The 14,979-nt window shown below is 35.5% G+C and carries 17 protein-coding genes; 10 read left to right on the top strand and 7 right to left on the bottom strand.

Annotated elements, in window-relative coordinates; all coding sequences use genetic code 11:
- Position 1: 1 nt before the first annotated feature.
- Both ACHZEU_RS11925 and ACHZEU_RS11920 read left to right on the top strand, forming a co-directional pair.
- Positions 2-589, top strand: a complete 588-nt coding sequence (locus ACHZEU_RS11925) for a GNAT family N-acetyltransferase (protein ID WP_009373719.1) — start codon at positions 2-4, stop codon at positions 587-589.
- 115 nt (positions 590-704) lie between these two features.
- A complete protein-coding gene (locus ACHZEU_RS11920; RefSeq protein WP_016991600.1) occupies positions 705-1,877 on the top strand; it encodes an ATP-grasp domain-containing protein in 1,173 nt (390 codons plus the stop codon).
- Here ACHZEU_RS11920 and ACHZEU_RS11915 read toward each other — a convergent pair.
- From ACHZEU_RS11915 to ACHZEU_RS11900, 4 genes are all read right to left on the bottom strand, one after another.
- A complete protein-coding gene (locus ACHZEU_RS11915; RefSeq protein WP_036078002.1) occupies positions 1,874-2,581 on the bottom strand; it encodes an ABC transporter permease in 708 nt (235 codons plus the stop codon). The two genes, ACHZEU_RS11920 and ACHZEU_RS11915, sit on opposite strands and share 4 nt — an antisense overlap.
- Positions 2,578-3,426, bottom strand: a complete 849-nt coding sequence (locus tag ACHZEU_RS11910) for an ABC transporter ATP-binding protein (RefSeq protein ID WP_259949204.1) — start codon at positions 3,424-3,426, stop codon at positions 2,578-2,580. The genes ACHZEU_RS11915 and ACHZEU_RS11910 overlap by 4 nt, the downstream gene beginning before the upstream one ends.
- Positions 3,427-3,571: 145 nt before the next feature.
- Positions 3,572-4,528 carry a LytTR family transcriptional regulator DNA-binding domain-containing protein gene (locus ACHZEU_RS11905; RefSeq protein ID WP_259949206.1) on the bottom strand — a complete coding sequence of 319 codons (957 nt, stop codon included), beginning with the start codon at positions 4,526-4,528 and terminating at the stop codon, positions 3,572-3,574.
- 11 nt (positions 4,529-4,539) lie between these two features.
- On the bottom strand, positions 4,540-5,118 hold the full coding sequence (locus tag ACHZEU_RS11900; protein WP_115673880.1) for a dienelactone hydrolase family protein: 579 nt from the start codon (positions 5,116-5,118) through the stop codon (positions 4,540-4,542).
- Between the two features lie 355 nt (positions 5,119-5,473).
- Here ACHZEU_RS11900 and ACHZEU_RS11895 point away from each other — a divergent pair, with 355 nt between their 5' ends.
- The 3 genes from ACHZEU_RS11895 (at position 5,474) to ACHZEU_RS11885 (ending at position 9,256) form a co-directional block, all read left to right on the top strand.
- A complete protein-coding gene (locus ACHZEU_RS11895) occupies positions 5,474-6,523 on the top strand; it encodes an NAD(P)/FAD-dependent oxidoreductase (protein ID WP_066038409.1) in 1,050 nt (349 codons plus the stop codon).
- A gap of 421 nt (positions 6,524-6,944) precedes the next feature.
- Positions 6,945-8,459, top strand: a complete 1,515-nt coding sequence (locus ACHZEU_RS11890; protein ID WP_048393198.1) for a DEAD/DEAH box helicase — start codon at positions 6,945-6,947, stop codon at positions 8,457-8,459.
- Positions 8,460-8,476: 17 nt separating this feature from the next.
- Positions 8,477-9,256, top strand: a complete 780-nt coding sequence (locus tag ACHZEU_RS11885) for a YqhG family protein (protein WP_048393200.1) — start codon at positions 8,477-8,479, stop codon at positions 9,254-9,256.
- Between the two features lie 40 nt (positions 9,257-9,296).
- Here ACHZEU_RS11885 and ACHZEU_RS11880 read toward each other — a convergent pair whose 3' ends face one another.
- Positions 9,297-9,617, bottom strand: coding sequence for a helix-turn-helix transcriptional regulator (locus ACHZEU_RS11880; protein ID WP_048393202.1), 321 nt, complete (start codon positions 9,615-9,617; stop codon positions 9,297-9,299).
- A complete protein-coding gene (locus ACHZEU_RS11875) occupies positions 9,617-10,039 on the bottom strand; it encodes an SRPBCC domain-containing protein (protein WP_048393204.1) in 423 nt (140 codons plus the stop codon). The genes ACHZEU_RS11880 and ACHZEU_RS11875 overlap by 1 nt, the downstream gene beginning before the upstream one ends.
- 192 nt (positions 10,040-10,231) lie before the next feature.
- On the opposite strand from ACHZEU_RS11875, the gene ACHZEU_RS11870 reads away from it, so the two are divergent.
- Complete coding sequence (locus ACHZEU_RS11870) at positions 10,232-10,870, top strand: LysE family translocator (protein WP_066038411.1); 639 nt, start codon at positions 10,232-10,234, stop codon at positions 10,868-10,870.
- Between the two features lie 276 nt (positions 10,871-11,146).
- Here the strand turns inward: ACHZEU_RS11870 and ACHZEU_RS11865 are convergent, their stop codons facing one another.
- Positions 11,147-11,830, bottom strand: a complete 684-nt coding sequence (locus ACHZEU_RS11865) for a hypothetical protein (protein WP_054549044.1) — start codon at positions 11,828-11,830, stop codon at positions 11,147-11,149.
- A 241-nt stretch (positions 11,831-12,071) separates the two neighbouring features.
- Between ACHZEU_RS11865 and ACHZEU_RS11860 the strand changes: the two genes are divergently transcribed.
- From ACHZEU_RS11860 to ACHZEU_RS11845, 4 genes are all read left to right on the top strand, one after another.
- Positions 12,072-12,980: a LysR family transcriptional regulator gene (locus ACHZEU_RS11860; RefSeq protein WP_279493739.1), complete on the top strand. Its 909-nt coding sequence runs from the start codon at positions 12,072-12,074 to the stop codon at positions 12,978-12,980.
- A gap of 83 nt (positions 12,981-13,063) precedes the next feature.
- On the top strand, positions 13,064-13,771 hold the full coding sequence (locus tag ACHZEU_RS11855; RefSeq protein ID WP_054549046.1) for a CoA transferase subunit A: 708 nt from the start codon (positions 13,064-13,066) through the stop codon (positions 13,769-13,771).
- Positions 13,768-14,409 (top strand): 3-oxoacid CoA-transferase subunit B, encoded by a 642-nt coding sequence (locus ACHZEU_RS11850; RefSeq protein ID WP_279493741.1) that lies wholly within the window; start codon positions 13,768-13,770, stop codon positions 14,407-14,409. The genes ACHZEU_RS11855 and ACHZEU_RS11850 overlap by 4 nt, the downstream gene beginning before the upstream one ends.
- Before the next feature lie 71 nt (positions 14,410-14,480).
- On the top strand, positions 14,481-14,894 hold the full coding sequence (locus ACHZEU_RS11845; RefSeq protein ID WP_054549048.1) for a VOC family protein: 414 nt from the start codon (positions 14,481-14,483) through the stop codon (positions 14,892-14,894).
- The last annotated feature ends 85 nt before the right edge of the window (positions 14,895-14,979 follow it).

The following is a 14,979-nucleotide window of genomic DNA, read 5'->3' as shown; positions in this document are numbered from 1 at the left end:
AATGGAATTTATAACATTAGAAAATGAAGTGGTTAAACTAAAGCCTTTAGAATTGAGCGATTTACCAGGAATTTTAGAGACAGGAAGTTATCCAGAAATTTGGTCACATATGTCCACAACCATAGAAAAAAAGGAAGATGTGAATAAATTTGTGGAAAACGCATTAAAGGCAAAAAACGAAAAAACAGAATTTCCATTTGTGATTGTGGATAAACAATCAGGGGACATTATCGGGTCTACACGTTTTATGGATATTGATGACAAGCATCAGCGATTAGAAATTGGCTATACATGGCTAACACCCGCATACTGGCGTACAGCTATTAATACTAATTGTAAGTATTTGCTATTACGATACTCTTTTGAGCATCTTCATTTACAACGTGTACAAATAAAAACGGATCATGAAAATATTCGTTCTCAAAAGGCAATTGAGCGAATTGGTGCTACAAAAGAGGGAATATTGCGTAACCATATGATTCGCAAAGATGGGACAACTAGGCATACCGTTATGTATAGCATTACAATAGAAGAATGGCCACAGGTGAAAAAGCATTTAGAAAGCCTATTAGTGCAATTGGGATGTTAATAGGTATAAAAAGGGATTTATATAACCCGTAAAACCCTTTTTTCTTATAAAAAGTGTCAAAAAATAAAGGGGAGGGTAGAGTAGAGTACCGAAAAATTGAAAGAGGGTAATCTACTTGAAACCTAAATACACGTTAAGACAAATTTATGGTGATAATGCTGTGTATACACCAAGAACACCGTATAGCGATAATCCGTGGATGATGGATGATCCTCATAAGCTAGATGCTTTAACCTCAAGAGAAGTTGCTATTGCTGATATCCCCGTGCTAGTACATCGAGCAACACAAACAGAAAAGGCGCAAGAGCTTCATCAATTAGCAGGATTACCATGGGTAGAACAGCCTTATAGTTATGAGACTCAAGAGGAATATCTGGCACAGATCCAAACATGGTGTAAGGAAGGGAAGACCATTGTATGTCAATATATACACGACCTGGAGCATATGGATCGTCAATGTTATTGGATGGATGCGGAGAAATTTAATGAGTTGAATACAAAAGCTTATATTGATCATTTAATCGATAGTAAATATGTGCCAAGTCGTCTAAATGTGGAGACGTATAGACTTTCAGATGCCATTAAAAATTGGCAGCCCCCTGTAGTATTAAAGCCTGGTGATGATTCGCCAACCTCGGGAGGATATGGCGTTACCATTTGTCATAATAAAGATGAATTGACGGAAGGTTTACGACAATTTCGCATGACAGGAACTGAAAGTATAATTATTGAGGAGCTTTTACAGACAAAGGACAACTATAGCTGTCAATTTGTTTACTCAGAGGAGCTAGGGATTCAATACTTAGGAGCTTCCCAGCAAATTACGGATGATAACGGCATTTACGAAGGGAATATCATTGTAGATAAAGTACCCGAAAAAGTAATTGAAGTAGGAAAGCATATTATGGAACGTGGCGTTGAGGAAGGCTTTGTAGGTGTGGCAGGCTTTGATTTAATTGTCACGGAAGCTGGTGATGTTCAAGCAATAGACTTAAATTTCCGCCAAAATGGTTCAACCTCAATGCTGATGTTTCATGATGCTTTAGGAAAGCCCATCAATAAATTTAGCTCCTATTCATCACAAAGCCCACAACAGAATGATCATTTCTATCAAACAATTAAGAAATATATAGAAAAGGGTATGTTATTTCCTTTATCTTTCTATGATGGTGATTATTTTGAGGAGTCCGTCCCTTCAAGATTTGTCGGTGTATGGTATGCAGATACGTTAGAGGAAATTGAAAAACGGGAGAAGGAATTATTACCTGAAGAAAAGAATGGTCTTTAATCGACCATTCTTTTTTTATAGATAATTGCTGCGAAAATCCAAGAAAGAAGAGACCATACAATTATCGTAATCATAGGAATAAGAACATCTGCCATAGAATACTTACCTTCTAACGCCTCTGCTAAAAGTAATAACTGTGAGCTTGGTAGCCATTCAGCTAATTTTAAGATTGGGTATGCCGAAGATAGAGCTAAGGCCAGAGGCCCAAATGAGAAGATAACCATTACAGGCAACACAATAATAGATGCTTCCATAATAGATTTAGCAAATAAACCGCATATTGTACCTAGAGCAATATAAAACACAGCAGAAAGCAATAATGCAATTGCTAAGATAAAAAGGTTTGCAGGTTCGTAGCCAACTAGAAAAATAGCCATTGTTACAGATACAATTGTAACAATTAGAACAAACAGGCTTTTACCAATTAAAATATCTCCAAGTGAGGCAGGGGAGAGCATAAGACTGCGAAGAGTGTTTTTTTCCTTTTCTTCTGCAATTAAACTACATTGTACGTAAGTAGTCACTATGGAAAATGTCATGTTAATTGGTAGAAAATACATGCTAATAGTATTTGCACCTAATCGATTATATAAAAACGCCATTATAAGTGGTAGTAATACCATAGTTGATACGGCATAGTTCCGTGAGAATTCCTTATAATCCTTCATCAATATAGCTTGAATACGTGTCATTGAAATATTCATACTAAATCACTCCCTGTTATTTGCATAAAAATGTCACCTAGTGTTGGCTCGTTTGTATAGATACGTGTAACTTGATCGGATTGCATCCATTGAAATAACTTCTCTGCATCTTGAGAACCATTTTCTATAATTTCCTGTTCACCATTTTTAAGCTCTACTGTAATAGTGTCAGAGCCAAATTCTTTTTTTAGATCTTTTGGAGCGCCGATTGCTCGGATTTTCCCTTTATGCAGGAAAGCAACACGATCACAAAGTATTTCTGCTTCGCTCATATCATGTGTTGTTAAAAAAATTGTTGTACCCATAGCATTTAATTTTCGTAAGCCATTATATATATGTTGGGTATTTACTGGGTCCAAAGCAGAAGTAGGCTCATCTAAAAATAATAATTCGGGCTTGTGCATAATTGCACGAGCAAGTGTAACACGTTGAATCATTCCTTTGGAAAGCTGACTGATCTTTTTCTTACGTTCTGCATATAAATTGACAAAGTCCAAAGCTTCTTTTACAGCAGATGGAGATAGCTGATATAAATTACTATAAAGTATTAAATTTTCTTCAATTGATAGTCTCGTATACAAGCCACTATTATCTGTTAAAATACCAAAACGTTTACGATTTTGACTTTGCTTCATTTCAGATGCATGCTGCCCAAATAATAGAACATTACCAGCCGATTTATCTGTTTGTGCGGTTAATATTTTAATTGTAGTAGTTTTACCAGAACCACTTGGGCCAAGAAAGCCGAATATTTCCCCTTTTTTAATGGTAAAGGAAACATCCTGTAATGCTGTTTCATTATGAAAAATTTTTTTCAAATGTTGCACATCAATCACTGCGTTCATGTGTAACCTCCTGTTTGTTGTTGATGTCTACACTATAAACAACAAGGGTAAGGCTCACAGTAAAAATCATGTGAATGGCAGAAAAAGGACCTTTAATGGAATTTTATTAAAGGTGACAGGAGTCGATTATTTCCTGGGAAATCTACTAAATTCCGAGTATTTCCTTTAAAGTGGCCAATTTATTTTTCGACAGTGGAACAACTGTCTTTTCTGTACTGTTGAGTGCTAAGCTATAGCTATTGCGTGTCCAAGTAATAATCTCTCGAACCTTTTGTAGGTTCACAATATAAGAACGATGGCTTCTAAAAAAGCCGAATGGTGTCAATTTTTGCTCTAACTCATTTAGCGATAGAGTACATGGATAACCTTCACCTGCTACATAAATAGATACTTCTCCTTCAACACTTTCAATATAATCAATTTCGGGTGGATTAAATAAAATAATCTTTTCATTTTTCTTTGTTGGGATTTTATCTAGTCGAATTGGTGCATCTTCAAGAGGCTTTGGAGCTTGCTCAAGGCTACCCTCTTTTACGTCTAAAGTATGTAAGTCTGCCCCATCTAATCGATGTATAGTTGTACTTGCAACCATTAAGTCTTCTAGATTATTTGATAATAAAATGATAATTTTATGCTCTTTTGCGAGATTTTTTAATAACTGTTGGATAGTTTGCTTTGAAAATTCATCTATATTTTGAAAGGGTTCTTCTAAAATTTGAATAGATGCCGGATGTAGGTACATATTCAATAGTTTTAATCGCTGTTTTTCACTATTAGAAAGCTTACTAATTCTATTGTTTTTTTGTTCAGTAAGTTTAAAAAGCTTCAATATGTTCTCTGATTCATTAGTTGGACGGTTAAAAAGCTTTAAAATGAACTGGATATACTCGCGCGCTGTGAGTCGCTCATATAACGAGCTTTCACGAAAAGAAGTATACGTATCATCTCGTTTCATAAACCATTGCATTAATGTATGTATTTTGGAAACATCTGTATAGATGCCTATAATCGTGCCAGGTTGTAGAGAAAGATGGAAGCTTGGATAAATAACATTGCCTGCTTCAATATATGGATCAACCTGAATATCAATATTTTGTTCCACGTTTATTCCTCCTATAGCTTGCTAGCTTGTAAAAAGTATTGAATGTCGTTGAGTGCTTGCGAGTGGCTCAACTGACAGTAGTTTGAGTTAGAGGCATCCATAAAGCCATGTAAGCCTTGAAATTGTTTGATTTGAACATTCGGTATGCTTACAAGAGTATCCTTCAATGATTGAATATCAAAGCTATCTTCATGGCTAGGTAAAACAACCAAAGTTGGACAAGATGGAATGTTATCAAGGTATTGGCGGATCCGTGAGCCATATACACAAATAACACGGTGTAGGGGGAGTGTAGTTAATCTCCAGGCTAAAGTTGCACCTACACTATATCCAATTAATATTACCTCGTTGTAGTTTTCACAAGCCTCCAATATTTTTGGGGAAAGCAACTCAAGAGGAGCATCAAAGCCAACTGTCTGTAAGAAAAAGTCATAGGCTTGTTTTTCCTGGTCATATGGAAAGGAAAGCCCTTCTGGATAAAGTGAAATAAGGGAAACGGCAGTGTCCTCATCGCTGTATATTTGTATTTGTTCTTCAATAAAATGATTAACTCCATAGATTTCATGTAATATAAAGATTTTTCTTTTCATTGTGCCCTCGATCTTTTTTCCAATAGTGTATCAAAAAGTAAGTAAAACGTATAATCTGCTTTTAGAATGAATAGTGCAAAAGCATAATGATGAAAATTTTTAGGGACAAATACATAAATTTATTTTTTTACTAATTACATAAATGAAAATATTAATAAAAGGTGACCACATCTGTTATTAATATCATGATTTGTTATAATTTTATTTGATAATGATTATCATTATCGTATAATGGAGTTAAGGAGGATTTTCCAAAGCAATATTTACATTTAGACATTTACGATTGAGCTGTTATGCAGTACGAGCTAGTCCAATTGTTGAGATAGTAATGACCAAATGAAAGGTGTGTTAGGAATTGTTAGAACAAGAATTGTATGATGTAACCATTATTGGTGGTGGGCCAGCGGGTTTATATTCAAGCTTTTATTGTGGTTTACGTGAAATGAAAACCAAGCTAATTGAATCACAACCACAGCTAGGCGGTAAAATTCATGTTTATCCAGAGAAAATGATTTGGGATGTGGGAGGTGTAACGCCTATATCAGGGGGGCAACTAATTAAACAATTAGTTGAGCAAGCCTTAACCTTTAATCCTTCTATTTATACAAATGAAAAAGTGCTGTCCATTGCTAAAAATGAAGATGGTATATTTGTCATCGCAGCAGAGTCAGGGAATATTCATTATTCCAAAACAGTTATCGTTGCTATTGGTGGTGGCATCCTAAATCCTCAAAAAATTGAAATTGAGGGGGCTGAACGCTTTGAAGTATCTAATTTAAATTACACAATTAAATCCTATGAAAAATTTAAAGATAAGGCAGTTATTATTTCTGGTGGTGGTAACACAGCGGTAGACTGGGCATTAGAATTAACGGAGGTAGCATCCAAGGTCTATTTAACTTATCGAAAAGATACATTGTCTGCACATGAGGCTCAAATTACAGAGCTTGCAAATAGTTCGATCGAATGCCATTTCAATTCTGAAATTACTAAGCTGATTGCAGACGATCAAGCAGGAATGATTAAAGCTATTGCTTTAACAAATCATGAAACTGGGACTGTAACAGAAATTCCTGTTGATGAAGTTGTTATTAGTCATGGGTATGTGCGTGATAAAGAATTGTTAGATAATAGTCCATTAGCCATTGAGCGCAAAAATGATTATTTTATCGCTGGTACGATTAATAGTGAATCATCGATCCCAGGCCTTTATGCTGCGGGTGATATTTTGAGCCATGATGGTAAAATTCATTTAATTGCAGCAGCCTTTCATGATGCACTTCATGCAGTGAATAGTGCGAAGAAGTATATTCAACCTGATGCTTCTGAGGGAGGTATCGTTTCCTCACATAATGATATTTTCAAACAACGTAATCGTAAGCTATTACAGGAAAGTTTAAAATAATCGATTTTAGGAGCACTAATATATTATTGGTGTTCCTTTCTTTTTGTCTTGATGTATATTTTAGAAGAAATACTTCTGATGGACTATCAATATAAAAAAGAAAACATAACGCTGATTATGGAGTATATATAAGAAAATTATACAGAGAATATGATTGTCATGGATATCGCGAAACATTTTAATAAAGAGTCTATCTATTAGAGAAAAAAATGTTCGTCAGCTCAAAAAATCTAAAATGTACCTGAGAAACTCTCATTTATCATTAAAGAATTTGCTGAAAAAATCTCCAAAACAATTCCGTAAATATATGAATTAACAAATACCTAATGAAAAAATAACTTTCATTAGGTGTTTTTCATCTAGAAATAACATAGCTTTTCCTTTTTTGGACACCCTAAACTAGAAAAAATGACATGGGGTGATGATCATGAAAATAGAAAGGTCGTCCGAGTGGGAAGAGGGCTTTATCGATCGATTAAATCATCTTGAAAAATGGGATAGCTGGACATTGTACAAGATGAACTATGATATTGTGAAAATGAAACTAATTCCTGATTTTACAGGATTGCAGGCTACAAAGTATTTACCTAATTTACAACCTTTGAAACACCAGTTAGAAGCAGCCGAAACAGTTATTGAACGTATGAATGGGAAAGCTATTTTAGCTGATGAGGTGGGGCTAGGTAAAACAATTGAAGCGGGCTTAATCTTAAAGGAATACCTTATTCGAGGTCTTGTGAAAAGAGCATTAATTTTAGCACCTGCTTCTTTAATTAATCAGTGGATTGAAGAGTTAAATATAAAATTTCATATTCCTGCCGTCGCATATAAAAAAAATTGCCCGATAGAGCGCTATGATGTCCTCATTATGAGTATGGATACGGCAAAAAAGAGTCCACATAGAGAGCGCATTTATGAGCAGGATTATGACATGATAATTATTGATGAGGCACATAAATTAAAAAATAATAAAACACAAATTTACGAGTTTGTACAAGGCTTAAAGAAAAAATTCTGCTTATTATTAACTGCCACACCTATTCAAAATGATATCTTTGAATTGTATTATTTAATCTCCTTATTAAAGCCTGGGCATCTTGGTAATTATGATGCCTTCCAATCGGCTTTCTCTGCTAGCAAGCATGATTTAGAACATGATGATTATTTAAAAGAGTTGGTTAATCAGGTAATGGTAAGAAATCGTAGGGAAGATACGGGGATTGATTGGACAAATCGTCGTGTTCAAATTGTACCGATTACATTTACGGACGAAGAAAGAGAAGTTTATGAAATGCTTGGCAACCTTCAAAACACAGGGTCATTTTCATTAATTACGTTGCAAAAAGAAATGTGTAGTAGCAAGGAAGCTACGGCATTAACATTAACGAATATGCTAGATGATCATGTACAACCACAAGAAATTGAAGCAATTATTACTAAATTAATGACCTTGGAAGTGAATTCAAAGGCGGAAAAGACATTGGAAATTGTTAAACAAGCAAATGACAAGGTTATTATTTTTACAGAATATCGTGCTACGCAAATTTATTTACAATGGTATTTACATTCTAATGGCATATCAAGTGTGCTATTTAATGGTAAGTTTAATAAAAGTAAACGAGATTATATGAAGCACCTATTTAAAGAAAGAGCACAGGTGCTCATCGCTACCGAGGCAGGTGGAGAGGGGATAAATCTTCAATTTTGTCATCATGTAATCAACTATGATCTACCTTGGAATCCAATGAAGCTAGAGCAACGTATTGGTCGTGTCCATCGTTTGGGACAGGAGCATGATGTCCATATTTATAATCTTGCCATTGAACATACAATTGAAGAGAAAATCTTGGAATTGCTTCATACAAAAATTGATGTGTTCGAGAAGGTGGTTGGCGATTTAGATGCCATTTTAACAAACTTTAAAGAATCTGTATAAGGTAGGGAGGTGCAGCTATGTATCCACAGCAAGTTCACCACTATTTAAAGGAATTTTTTATGGAGAATGACTGTGCAATTTTAGGAGAAGAGAATCATTATCTAACCGTTCAATTAACGATAGACATAGATAAAAGAATTATGAATAGGCCATTTTATTGGCAATATGTTGAAGCAACGAATAGCGAACCAAACCCAGCCCAAGTAACCTTTATTACAAATCAAACAGCAATGGCTGGTAATTTATTTGGGGAAGCTATTCATTACGGCTCTCCACGTTTAAATCAGATATTTTTAGCTACAAGGGAACTAGGAGCTTATGTTCAGTTGTTTGAAAAAGTGGATCGTGATATGGGGCAGGTTATTTTAACGCCCTGGTTAGGTGTTAACTTTAAAGTTTCGTATTGCTGTGATCGTACAAAAGAAATGCTTTACTCATTTGGCATTAATTTATTGACGGGCGTCATCAAGGAGGGTTTTCATGAAAGGATTTGTTCTTCGGACTTTAACATAGAACCTGAAGAAAATGTATTTCATGTGCAATATATTATTAAGCCTGCCAGAGCACTGGAAAGATTGAAAGCTACAATTGAGTCAATTATTGAGCAGGATGACCATTCCTGGGCAACGGAAGCACAAAAACGATGGCAACGTGATCAACGTGTGTTGGATTATTTTTATGAGGATATAGAGGATAAACCAGAGTGTTATGAAATTGAAAGAAAAGCATTAGAGGAGCAATATGAAGCAAAAATTAAAATAGAAGTCATTAATGGAGGATTATTTTATCTCTTTTAAATGAGGAGCTGTCTGACAAAAAGACAGCTCTTTTTCTGCTTTAATGATCTTCAACCATGCTTTGAAGCTGAGCCAATTTATTATCCCAAAATAAATGAAAGTATTGGAGCCAATCTTCAATCTCCTTTAAACGCTCCCTATGCAACGTATAGATTTTTTCACGACCTTTTTTTTGAGCAGAGATTAGCTCCGCCTGTTCCAATATTTTTAAATGCTTTACAACAGCCGTTCGACTAATCGTAAAATGCTCGGAAATATTGGAAATAGGTCTGTCACTTGCTGCAAGGAGCTGTAAAACACTTCTTCTTGTGGGATCAGCAATTGCTTGAAAAACATCATACTTTATGGCTGCTTCAGTCATTAGAATTCAGCAGCCTCTTTTAATTTATGATTAATAATCATTGTCCATCCGTTATCCATATTAGTACGTACGGCTTCAGTAGCAGTGTTTGCTTTAGGAATAATATGTGAAGCTTCCTTCCAGCCACCATGTGTTAAAGTAAATTCAGTATGCTCGCCTACTTCTTTTAACTCAAAAGTTACGAACCAGCCATCTTGATCCCAAGCAAATCGTAGAAAGTGCGGTGCATCTACACGTTCTACTTTACAGGGTGATGGGCCGAACGGTGATTGAATAGTGAATTCGTATCCTTCGATAGGTTGAAAATCATTTGGCATAAACCAAGCAGCTATTTTGTCAGCTGTTGCGACAGTCTCCCAAACTTTTTCGATAGGGGCATTTAATGTAATTGTTTTGACAATATCCTGTAATTTTTCAGTCATGTTCTATTACTCCTTTTTCAACGTTATTAAGTCCACTAGCAGAGGAATCTGTATAAAATATAACCATAGGGTGTTATGAATATATAACACCCTATGGTTATATGTCAACGTAAAAATTTTGTATCTTTCTGTTGGACTTGGCGTATGTTACAATTACTTTTATAATTTTCTGACAGAAAGGGTGGGCGTAATATGGTCAATATATCTGTATTCTTAGTTATGTGCATTTTACTTATTATTTTACCTGGCCCTGATACAGCGATTGCAACAAAAAACACACTGACTGTAAGTAGAAAGGGCGGTTTACAAACAATCATAGGTTCTTGTTGCGGTTTATTAATTCATACTTGTGCGGCTGTTATTGGACTTTCGGCGATTATTGTAAAATCCGCCTATATATTTGCTGTTTTAAAATATGTTGGTGCGGTTTATTTATGTTATTTAGGAATCAAGACCTTGTGGACACTTCGAACAATTCGAACACAATCTCCAGTTGTAGACGATGTAGGAAGTATAGAACACAAATATTCCCACCAATCTTGCTTTAAACAAGGGTTTCTCACAAATGTGACAAATCCAAAGGTCGCAGTATTTTTCCTAACATTTCTCCCTCAATTTGTAGATGGAAATAGTGGAACATTTTTTCCTTTTTTAATAATGGGTCTAATTTACACAGCATTAACAATGCTATGGTTTATCTTCTACGTGTACCTTTTAGATCGAATTAGTGCATTTATGAAAAAGCCATCAACTAAGGCAGTAATTGAAGGATTAACAGGTGCAATATTAATTGCATTTGGCATTAAATTAGCATTAGAAAAAGCTCACTAAAAAATACACCACCTTATTAGAGTTATTTTTTACTATAAAGGTGGTGTATTTTTTGTTGGCACTTAATAAGATAAGGTCATTTCTCTTTGAAAAATTTTTATTTAGGTTGGCTTATATTTGTCAGTAGAAGGTTTTTAAGTCTTTCTTGTAAAAATTTTTTCTTTTCTGCCCGCTTTTTATAGAGAGAAAAAGATTTTATAACAAATAAAGCTACTAGTATGATGACAATCAATGAAATAAATGAAAATAACATCGTAAAATCCTCTATCCAATTAGTTACATAGAAAGTTCGTTAGTAACAAAAATTTTATTCGTAATAACAAACGTTAATAATATATTTAAAGCAATTAATTTTGGTATGCCTTGTTGCTGAATAATAATGTGAGAAAACTTTAAATTAGCTATACGGTTAGCTAATGTATACTCCTCGGCTCCTGTTACTTGTCTACCATCGGGTGTACACCCTAAAACAAAATGCCCAGCATAAGAATTCTTGAGCACATAGGGATGCATGGATTGATAATGAACTTCCATGATCGTATCTGCTTCAATCATATAATGATGAGTTACTAGGAATTTTTTTAATGCGCCTTTTAGGTCAATGGCAATGGCAGTATCAGCTAGAATTGTCCGGAAATAAACAGGCACGATGTTGGCATGTTTAATATAAGGTTTCACTTCAATGCAAATTTCACCAGAATGTTGTACAAATAGCTGAACAATTGCTTGATGAATTCCATCTGTTAAAGTGACCATGGTATTTCCGAAATGAGCACTTTTAAAGAAAATACTGTCATCAGCAATATAGCCAACAGCAATATGACGATTCTCAATATGTAGCGATTTAGCTTTCACTCCTAAAACTTCCTCACAGTTCTTTAATTCATAAACATGTTGCTGAAATGTAAGACCTAAATAATGCCTATTAACTATTCGATTTTCAAGCAATTGCTTCAACATCTGTTACATCTCCAATCTTTGATAAATTATGACAATATTTATAATTGATTGTAGGTCATATAACTCTCAAAAAACTCTCCAAAAGTCGAAAAGATACGTATAATGGCAGGGGTGAAAATATCTAAATTTTATAGTTCAACACATTGCAAAGGATTAAAAAGAAAGGATGGAGAATTTATTGCTAAAGGGTAGTACTTGTAGATGCTTTTATAACAAATACGAATAAATGGAGAAGATAGTGATGGAATTAAGAGATTTAAAAGCCTTTATGGCTGTTGTTGAGCATAGGAGTTTTACAAAGGCTGCACATGATTCCTTTGTATCTCAGCCTTCATTAAGCAAAAGTATCAAAAAATTAGAAGAATCATTACAAGTTGAATTGTTGAACAGATCAACGCGTAATGTAGAACTTACTGATGCAGGTAGTATTGTTTATCATCAAGGACAAAAAATAATGCAGGCTGTCCAAGAACTACATATTTTGCTAGACGATTTATTAAATATTAAGACAGGTGCTATCAAATTAGGGATTCCACCTTTAATTGGAACTTTATTTTTCCCTGAAATCGCTAGGGGATTTCATCAGCTATATCCTGAAGTGCATTTAGCGCTTATCGAACGTGGTGCAAAAATGGTAGAAATGCTAGTTGAAAATGGTGATGTTGATATGGGCATCGTTGTATTACCAGTAGACGAAAGGAAGTTTGCTGTTCAATCCTTTATAGAAGACCAGTTTTATGTCTTTATGAATGAATCTCACCCCTATGCACACCAGGAATCCATAGCTTTACAAGATTTAGAAAATGAAACGTTCATTATCTTTGCAGAGGAGTTCACGCTTCACGACTATATAATTAAATCCTGTGAAAGTGTTGGCTTTACACCTACAATCGGCTATAAAAGTTCACAGTGGGACTTGATTGTAGAGTTAGTATCCTCCAATTTAGGGGTTACATTGTTACCCCACTCCATTGCAGCTAAGCAAACAAATACCAATGTGAAAATAATTCCATTAAATGATTTTGAAATGCCGTGGCGTTTAGGGATTATTACGAAGAAAAATGCCTATCAATCTTATGCATTAAAACAGTTACTTGAAATGATAGGTAGGAATGGTGAAAATAGATTTATTCGATATAGGAATAAGTAGTATTCTAATTAATTCCTTTACTTGTAAAATAGCAATGATGTAGAATTTTCCTTAATAAACGAGCAATTTAGGGAGGTTTCGAGATGGGGAATGGCAAGGTATGGAGTTCGTTTGAAGAGGCGATTGTGGATATTAAGGATGGAGATACATTAGCTGTAGGTGGCTTCGGGCTATGTGGTATACCCGAAAAATCAATCGCAGCATTAGTGCAGCAGGGAACTAAGGATTTAACCGTTGTCAGTAACAACTGTGGTGTAGATGACTGGGGATTGGGTCTACTATTAGCAAACAAGCAAATAAAAAAAATGGTTGCTTCTTATGTAGGAGAAAATAAGATTTTTGAACAACAATTTTTAAGTGGTGAGCTAGAAGTAGAGTTGACACCGCAAGGAACTCTTGCAGAACGTTTGCGTGCAGGTGGAGCGGGAATTCCTGGTTTTTATACAGCGACAGGGGTTGGCACACCAATTGCTGAAGGAAAAGAAGTGAAGGTTTTTGATGGCAAAGAATATATTTTGGAAGAAGGTATCGTTGCTGACTTTGCGCTGGTCAAAGCATGGAAAGCCGATAAGCTAGGAAATTTAGTTTACAGAAAAACATCACGCAATTTTAATCCATTAGCTGCTATGTCAGGGAAAATTACAATAGCTGAAGTGGAGGAAATTGTAGAAGTAGGCGAGCTAGATCCTGATCATATTCATACACCAGGGGTTTTTGTACAACGTGTATTATTAGGTGAAAATTACGAGAAGCGTATTGAGCGTTTAACGGTGAAGAAGGGGGAAGCATGATGGATACAAGACAAAAAATTGTTAACCGAGCAGTAAAAGAAATAGCCAACGGTATGAATGTCAATTTAGGCATAGGTATTCCAACACTTGTGGCGAATGCGATCCCAACCGATTATGACGTACTCTTACAATCCGAAAACGGACTTCTCGGTATTGGTCCTTATCCAGTAGAAGATGCAGTAGATCCTGATTTAATCAATGCAGGTAAAGAAACAGTTACGGCAGTTCCAGGGGCATCCTTCTTTGACAGTGCAGAATCATTTGCAATGATTCGAGGTGGACATATTGACCTTGCCATCTTAGGAGGTATGGAGGTATCTGAAACAGGAGACCTTGCTAACTGGATGATTCCGGGGAAAATGGTGAAGGGCATGGGTGGCGCAATGGACCTTGTCGTTGGTGCAAAGAGAGTGATTGTCGTCATGGAGCATGTGAATAAAAATGGTGAATCTAAAATAAAAAAACAATGTGAACTGCCACTAACGGGTAAAGGTGTCGTACATCGATTAATTACAGATTTGGCTGTATTTGATTTTACGAAAGAGGGCATGCAACTGATAGAATTAGCAGATGGTGTTTCTTTAGAGGAAGTAAAAGAGAAAACAGCTGCTTCTTTTAGCGTTGCTCTTATCCAATAACTTCAGACTTAGGACTGTTTCCAGCGTTATGGTCTCATTTTACAATAGTCTAAAAAGGGGATTTCATAACAATGGAACAGCAATGGACAAATGAATTAGCAGTCGCACAGGTGCGTGTGGCAAGACCAACCGATCAGCTAAAGGAAGTAGAACGATTTTACTGTGAAGGTGTCGGATTAAAGAAAATTGGTTCGTTTACAGAACATCGTGGCTATAATGGTTTAATGATTGGTCTTCCAGATGCAGGTTATCACTTAGAATTTACTGAGCATAGTGACGGTAGCCCTTGTCCAGCACCAAGTAAGGACAATCTTCTCGTACTTTATATCCCAAACAGAGATACCATTCGTCATATTGCCGAACGTCTTGCGCTCATGGGATATCCCGAAGTTGAGCCTGAAAATCCATATTGGGCTGAGAAAGGGGTAACCATTGAAGACCCTGATGGCTGGCGTCTAGTATTCATGAATACGGAAGGCATTTAAATAGAAAATTTTAAGCACGAGCACGTATGTAGTCTCGTGTTTTTTTGCAACCTAAAATACCCCTTGTAGTATATACTCTTTTTAG

Source organism: Lysinibacillus sp. S1 (genome assembly GCF_044986265.1).
Classification (GTDB): domain Bacteria; phylum Bacillota; class Bacilli; order Bacillales_A; family Planococcaceae; genus Lysinibacillus; species Lysinibacillus capsici.
This window is presented reverse-complemented; position numbering and strand designations above follow the sequence as displayed.

What these genes read in the sequence shown, in the direction of transcription:
- ACHZEU_RS11880 (WP_048393202.1), bottom strand. Translation starts at nt 9,617, where the DNA reads ATGACTGAAGCAGCCATAAAGTATGATGTTTTTCAAGCAATTGCTGAT.
- ACHZEU_RS11865 (WP_054549044.1), bottom strand. Translation starts at nt 11,830, where the DNA reads ATGTTGAAGCAATTGCTTGAAAATCGAATAGTTAATAGGCATTATTTA.
- ACHZEU_RS11900 (WP_115673880.1), bottom strand. Translation starts at nt 5,118, where the DNA reads ATGAAAAGAAAAATCTTTATATTACATGAAATCTATGGAGTTAATCAT.
- ACHZEU_RS11870 (WP_066038411.1), top strand. Translation starts at nt 10,232, where the DNA reads ATGGTCAATATATCTGTATTCTTAGTTATGTGCATTTTACTTATTATT.
- ACHZEU_RS11855 (WP_054549046.1), top strand. Translation starts at nt 13,064, where the DNA reads ATGGGGAATGGCAAGGTATGGAGTTCGTTTGAAGAGGCGATTGTGGAT.
- ACHZEU_RS11850 (WP_279493741.1), top strand. Translation starts at nt 13,768, where the DNA reads ATGATGGATACAAGACAAAAAATTGTTAACCGAGCAGTAAAAGAAATA.
- ACHZEU_RS11925 (WP_009373719.1), top strand. Translation starts at nt 2, where the DNA reads ATGGAATTTATAACATTAGAAAATGAAGTGGTTAAACTAAAGCCTTTA.
- ACHZEU_RS11885 (WP_048393200.1), top strand. Translation starts at nt 8,477, where the DNA reads ATGTATCCACAGCAAGTTCACCACTATTTAAAGGAATTTTTTATGGAG.
- ACHZEU_RS11845 (WP_054549048.1), top strand. Translation starts at nt 14,481, where the DNA reads ATGGAACAGCAATGGACAAATGAATTAGCAGTCGCACAGGTGCGTGTG.
- ACHZEU_RS11890 (WP_048393198.1), top strand. Translation starts at nt 6,945, where the DNA reads ATGATCATGAAAATAGAAAGGTCGTCCGAGTGGGAAGAGGGCTTTATC.
- ACHZEU_RS11915 (WP_036078002.1), bottom strand. Translation starts at nt 2,581, where the DNA reads ATGAATATTTCAATGACACGTATTCAAGCTATATTGATGAAGGATTAT.
- ACHZEU_RS11910 (WP_259949204.1), bottom strand. Translation starts at nt 3,426, where the DNA reads ATGAACGCAGTGATTGATGTGCAACATTTGAAAAAAATTTTTCATAAT.
- ACHZEU_RS11875 (WP_048393204.1), bottom strand. Translation starts at nt 10,039, where the DNA reads ATGACTGAAAAATTACAGGATATTGTCAAAACAATTACATTAAATGCC.
- ACHZEU_RS11860 (WP_279493739.1), top strand. Translation starts at nt 12,072, where the DNA reads ATGGAATTAAGAGATTTAAAAGCCTTTATGGCTGTTGTTGAGCATAGG.